We start from the raw sequence: 6,000 nt of genomic DNA, 5'->3' as shown, positions 1-6,000 counted from the left end.
GGGAGCAGCGCGCAGAGTGGCATAATTTCCCGGAATCGACGCTTGTGCATCTATCCGGGCAGCGGGATCGCTGACGGCGGTAGCCCGGCTAAGCATCGCGCGAGCCGGGACGTTGCCGAATCACTACACCTCCGCCAGATACAGCGCGGGCATACCCTCTTTATCGGAGGTAAACAGCACCCAGCGGTTATCCGGTGAAAACGACGGATGCGGATGCGTCGCCTGACGCTCGCCCTCAATCACTTTCCACGTAGAGTCGTGGCGGCACACGGCGGTCTGCCTATCGGCGGCAATATCAAACACCCAAATAAACGGATCGTTAAGCTGGATATCGCCGGTGCTGTGCGGCGCGCCGTCGCCGACCACCAGGCTGCCATCGTGATTGCTCATCAGATGCGAACACGGAGGAATCGCCATCAACTGGCGATTTTCCAGCGTTGCCGGGTCGGCGCGATACAGATAGCGATGCGGATCGTTTTCCTGATGCGCGACATAGTAAAGCGCGGAGCCATCCGGTACCCAGAATTCGTGCGTAAAGCTCTCACCCGGCTGGTGCTGGCGAACCTTGCGCATGTTGCTGCCGTCAGCGTTGATAAGCCACATTCTGGCATCGATAGCATCGCGCGGACCTTCATGGCAGAAGGCGATGGTGCTGTCGTCAAACGGGCGGTAAATCGGGTGGCCGAGCCAGCGTTTTTCCTGCAATACCACGCGCTGTTCGCCGCTGCGCAGATCGATATTAATCAACCGGCACTCCGGCTCGGTGAAGTAGAATGCGCGGAACTTGCCCCAGTCGGTCAACGGCTGCCAGTCGCTTTTTTTGATTTCGATTCCGACCATCTGACTGCAATCGCTGTTGGCGACCCAGGTTCCGTAGGCTACCCATTGGTCATCCACCTGATATACGACCTGTTCCTCCAGCGAGGCCAGATCCACGCGGCGCAGCTGCTGGTTGTTTTTCACATACCACAGCGACCGGTCGTCGGCGGAAAGGAAACCGCCAAAGGTGTTATCGCCCGGCCCGTCGGTGAGCTGGGTCGCCTGCTGGCCGGCGATATCGAGTAAATAGTAGTTCCAGTGGCCTTCAAACGCGCCGCCGAAAATTAGCTTGCCGCCATCCCGGGTAAAGCATTTTTGATAGAAATAGTTGCGATGGCAGATAACATGCGGTGGCGTCATCCGGATCACCTGGTGACCGGTTTCGCTGTCCTGCGTGTGCAGAAAGCTCAGCGGGATGATTTTGCCTTTCATGATTCACTTCACTCCTTGCTAAAAAAATACCCCGCAGCCGGAGCTGCGGGGTAGGTTCCGATAACAGGCAATTAGCGCATCGCGCGGCGCAGGATGCGGTCAGACTGACGCTGGAAGTCAATTGCCGTCTCTTCCACGGTTTTCTGCCCGTAGTCGATGTACTGCAGAGAGGTGCCGAACTGGGCGACGATCTGCGGGTCATCAAAGTACGGCGACACCGAGAGTTTGGCCGGCAGGGACTGCGCCAGGCGCAGGCCCGATACCGCCGGATCGTCCTCTTTGATCGCGCCGTTTTCGGTCAGGTATTGCACCGCCACTTTGCTCAGCGGCACGCCGCGCTCAAGACCCAGCGTCTCAACCCCTTCTTTACTGTTCAGCAGGAAGTTGATCACCTTCGCCGCCGCTTCCGGATTTTTGGTGGATTTACCAATGGAGAGCATCTGCGCAGGTTTAAAGAACAGACCTGCGTCGGTAGCGCCCGGCAGCATCGGATAGCTGCCCAGCTCCAGCTTCGCCGGCGGCTTCAGGTTGTCGGAGTATTTGTTAATAGTGGAGTTCCACATATAGGTACCCGCCCACTCGCCCTGAATCCACGGCTTCATTTCATACATGTTGCTCTTACCGAACGAGGCATAGTACTTGGTGTCCGGCATCACGTGGCTGTCGATAAGCTTTTTATACATCTGGAAGAATTCGACCCACTGCTCTTTGCTGTAGGAGAATTTCTTGGTTTTTTCATCGATAGCCGGCTGGTTGTACTTCTGAATCATATATGAATTGAGCAGCGCCAGAGTGTCCTGGTGCTCCAGCACGACCGGGTAATACTGTTTACCCAGCTTGCTCTCAAAGGTTTTACCCGCCGCCATCAGCTCGTCCCAGGTTTTCGGGTACTCGACGCCCGCTTTTTTCCAGGTTTCATCGTTAAAATAGAAGACGCGCGCGGTCACGGAAATAGGTATACCGTTAAGCTTGCCGTCTACCGTGGTGGTTTGCAGCTCTTTGGCATCAAACTGGCTCAGGTCGATCACGTCCTTCATCTTGTTGAGATCGTAGAAGCCTTCGCCGTTTTTCGAAAAGATTGGCAGCCAGTTCCAGTTAGTTTGCATCACGTCCGGCTCGGTACCGCCGGCGATTTGCGTGGTCAGGCGCGAAAGATGGCCGTCCCAGCCGGTATATTCCGCTTTAACGTTGATATCCGGGTTTTGTTTATGAAACTCTTCCAGCGCCTTGAGGGTCACCTGGTGACGGCCGTTGCCGCCCCACCATGACATACGCAGGTCGACATCCTTTGCCATAGAAGGCAACGCGGTAAGGCCCAAAGTGGCGGAGATTGCGGCGCTTAAAAGCACTTTTTTCATTTTAATACTCCAGGGTTCACAGAGAGATGTTCTGTTCAGTTTTGGCGTCAAAGATATGACACTTGTTGAGATCGAATTTGAAATGCACCGTGCGATGAAGTCCTTTCTCAATCATTGGCTTCGCTTCATCTGAAGGCACGCGGGCGGTCAGTTCATAATCGGCCACCTTCAGGTAGACGAAGAATTCATGGCCCATGTTTTCCACGCGCACCATCTCGCCGGGGCAGGAGCCTTCAGCAAACGGTTCATCGGAGATGGAGACAAATTCCGGACGCACGCCAAAGAACACCTGCTGGTTCTTATGGGTGTCGACCTTGCTCTGCAGTCGGTCATTTAGCGGCAGCAGCCCGTCGCCAACGGTCAGATGCAGGCGACCCGCTTGCTCAACCAGCTGGCTGGGACGAATATTCATCTCCGGCGCGCCGATAAACCCGGCCACAAACATGTTTTTCGGCTTGTGATAGAGGTTGTCCGGGGTATCCACCTGCATGATATGGCCCAGCTTCATCACGCAGATGCGGTCGCCCATGGTCATCGCCTCGGTCTGATCGTGGGTGACGTAGACGGTGGTCGCCGGTTTACCGGATTTTTTCAGCTGCTTATGCAGGTCGGAAATACGAATACGCATTGAGGCGCGCAGCTTGGCGTCAAGGTTAGAGAGCGGTTCATCGAACAGGAATACATCCGGTTTCTTCACAATCGCGCGGCCAACCGCTACGCGCTGTGCCTGTCCGCCGGAGAGCTGACGCGGCAGGCGATCCAGCAGTTCTTCCAGCTCAAGGATTTTCGCCGCTTCGTTTACCTGGGCCTCAATCTGGTCTTTTGGCAGCTTGCTCAGCTTCAGGCCGAAGGCGAGGTTCTCGCGCACCGTCATATGCGGATAGAGCGCGTAGTTCTGGAACACCATCGCAATGCCGCGCGCTTTTGGCGCGAGATTATTCACGATTTTTTCGCCGATCCGCACTTCGCCGCCGCTGATAGTTTCCAGTCCAGCCAGCATGCGCAGGGTGGTCGATTTGGCGCAGCCGGACGGCCCAACGATAACCATAAACTCGCCGTCCGCGATTTTCAGATCGATACCATGTACCGCCTTGAAGCCGTTGGAGTAGACCTTTTCCAGTTTGTTGAAAATAACTTCAGCCATGATATTTCCCTCTTAACCTTTAATTCCGCTGCTGGTAACGCCCTGTACGAAGTAGCGTTGTGCCAGGAAGAACACGATGATGGACGGCAGAATGGAGATACTCGCCATTGCCAGAATTTCGTTCCACGGAGCGCCTTCCGTGACGTCGATGGACATTTTCAGCGCCAGCGCGATGGGGTATTTATCCACGCTGTAGACGTAAATCAGCGGACCGATAAAGTCGTTCATGGACCACATGAACTGGAACAGCGCCACCGAGATAATCGCCGGTTTCAGAATTGGCACCACCACGTACCACAGCACCTGAATGGAGTTGCAGCCGTCAATCTGCGCCGCTTCTTCCATGTCGCGCGGAACGCCGCGCAGGAACTGAATCAGCATGAAGACGAAGAACCCCTGAGTGGCGAAGGCCAGCGGCAGGTACAGCGGCAGATAGCTGTTCAGCATGCCCATTTCGCGGAACATCAGATACTGCGGGATCAGCAGTACGGTGCTCGGCAGGAGCATGGTGGTGATCAGCGTAGCGAACCAGAATTTCTTCCACGGGATTTCGAAGCGGGCAAAGCCGTAGGCCACGATGGTGGAGGAGATAATGGTCAGCAGCACTTTCGGGATCACATACTTAAAGGTGTTCAGCATGTAGTGGCCGAAGTTGTACTCGGTGCCGGTTTTCCAGCCGTTGATAAAGCCATCCCAGGTCGCGTGGGCAGGCCACAGACTCAGGGTGGTGAAGATCTCATGGTTCGGTTTGAACGACGCCGAGAACATCCATACCAGCGGGTAGAGCATCAGCAGGCCGACGAACAGCAGGATCACATAGCGAATCGAGCGGCTTATTTTTTCACGGCGCAGCGTCCGCGCGACTTCACGTTCAGCGACGTCCCTTGCTTCAGTGATTTGTTGGATATCAGCCATTTTTGCCTCCCTTATCGGCGGAGTAGAACACCCAATATTTCGAAGACTTAAACGCAATGGCGGCAAACACCGCGACCACCAGGAACAGCACCCATGCCAGCGCTGCACCGTAGCCCATATCGAAGTACTTAAAGGCGGTGTCGTAGATATAGAGCGAGAACAGATAGGTGGAGTAGGTTGGGCCGCCTCCGGTGATGACGTACGGGCCGGTAAACTCCTGGAACGCCTGGGTAGTCTGCATGATGAAGTTGAAGAAAATCACTGGTGTGATTAGCGGCACCGTGACCTTCATAAACATCTGCCATTTTGAAGCGCCATCGATCATCGCCGCTTCATATTGTGATTGTGGAACGTTCTGCAGCGCCGCAAGGAAGATGACCATCGCTGAGCCAAACTGCCAGACGCGCAGCAGGGTAACGGACATCAGGGCCAGCGAAGGCTCGCCGAGCCAGTTGACCGGGTCGAAGCCGAGCACGCCGATAAAGCTGTTCAGCAGGCCGTCGATAGCAAACAGCGCGCGCCACAATACGGCAATCGCCACCGAGCTACCCAGTATCGACGGGATGTAGTAGGCGGTACGGAAAAAACCGATGCCGCGCAGCTTAAAGTTGAGGACAAACGCGATCCCCAGAGCGAAAGCCAGTTTTAACGGGATGGTTAAAAAGACATACGCGAACGTCACGCCCATGGATTTCCAGAAGAGGCCATCTTCGGTCAGCATGTAGCGATAGTTTTCGATGCCGTTAAACACCGGTGGACTCATCAAATCGTACTCAGTGAAACTGAGGAAGAAAGATGAAACAAAGGGAAAGGCGGTAAAGACTATCAACCCTATGATGTAGGGCGATATCCATGCCAATCCCAGCATTTTGTTTTCATTCATACATACCTACCTGGCTTACGAGTTTGTAATACGGATTCGGGGTTACTGCCTTTCCCGCGGCCCGTGCCGCCGGAAAGTTAATGCGTTCCTGGTATGTCAGCGGTAAATCCTTCCCTGGCGATGGTTGATTGGTTAAAACTTTTCTTTCTTCTTATCCCTGAAGAACATGTGTTTTTTGATTTTGTCTTACCCGGTGTCCTGATTTTGTAAAACGCCGTTTTAATTTTATTTTATTGCTATTTATTACGGAGTCATTCGGTTGATCGCGGAAATGTGATCAAAGTCGAAACGATGTTTCAAAAAGGTGCTGGAGCGCGCATTTTGCAGAGATGAGAGGTCAGAGATACGGATGAGAGTCCGACGGAGAGAGGCTGGTCAGGCGAAATTGCTTGCGCTGCTAATCATTGCGGTGCGACATACTTTATGACAATTATTTGTAGCGGAAAAGT

5 protein-coding genes are annotated in these 6,000 nt (G+C 54.2%); all 5 read right to left on the bottom strand.

Annotated features, from left to right (window positions below; genetic code table 11):
- Positions 1 to 123: 123 nt before the first annotated feature.
- Entirely contained in the window at positions 124 to 1,254 is a 1,131-nt protein-coding gene (locus HMPREF3178_RS22315; RefSeq protein WP_032692184.1) for an oligogalacturonate lyase family protein, read from the bottom strand.
- 68 nt (positions 1,255 to 1,322) lie between these two features.
- Positions 1,323 to 2,609, bottom strand: coding sequence for an ABC transporter substrate-binding protein (locus tag HMPREF3178_RS22310; RefSeq protein WP_004105307.1), 1,287 nt, complete (start codon positions 2,607 to 2,609; stop codon positions 1,323 to 1,325).
- A gap of 16 nt (positions 2,610 to 2,625) precedes the next feature.
- Positions 2,626 to 3,753, bottom strand: a complete 1,128-nt coding sequence (locus tag HMPREF3178_RS22305; protein WP_004105304.1) for an ABC transporter ATP-binding protein — start codon at positions 3,751 to 3,753, stop codon at positions 2,626 to 2,628.
- Between the two features lie 12 nt (positions 3,754 to 3,765).
- Positions 3,766 to 4,668, bottom strand: a complete 903-nt coding sequence (locus HMPREF3178_RS22300; protein WP_004105302.1) for a carbohydrate ABC transporter permease — start codon at positions 4,666 to 4,668, stop codon at positions 3,766 to 3,768.
- Positions 4,661 to 5,551 (bottom strand): carbohydrate ABC transporter permease, encoded by an 891-nt coding sequence (locus HMPREF3178_RS22295; protein ID WP_004115132.1) that lies wholly within the window; start codon positions 5,549 to 5,551, stop codon positions 4,661 to 4,663. Before HMPREF3178_RS22295 ends, HMPREF3178_RS22300 begins: the two co-directional genes overlap by 8 nt.
- Positions 5,552 to 6,000: the final 449 nt, after the last annotated feature.

The sequence above is a fragment of the Klebsiella sp. HMSC09D12 genome, assembly GCF_001808475.1.
GTDB classification, from domain to species: domain Bacteria; phylum Pseudomonadota; class Gammaproteobacteria; order Enterobacterales; family Enterobacteriaceae; genus Klebsiella; species Klebsiella oxytoca.
This window is presented reverse-complemented; position numbering and strand designations above follow the sequence as displayed.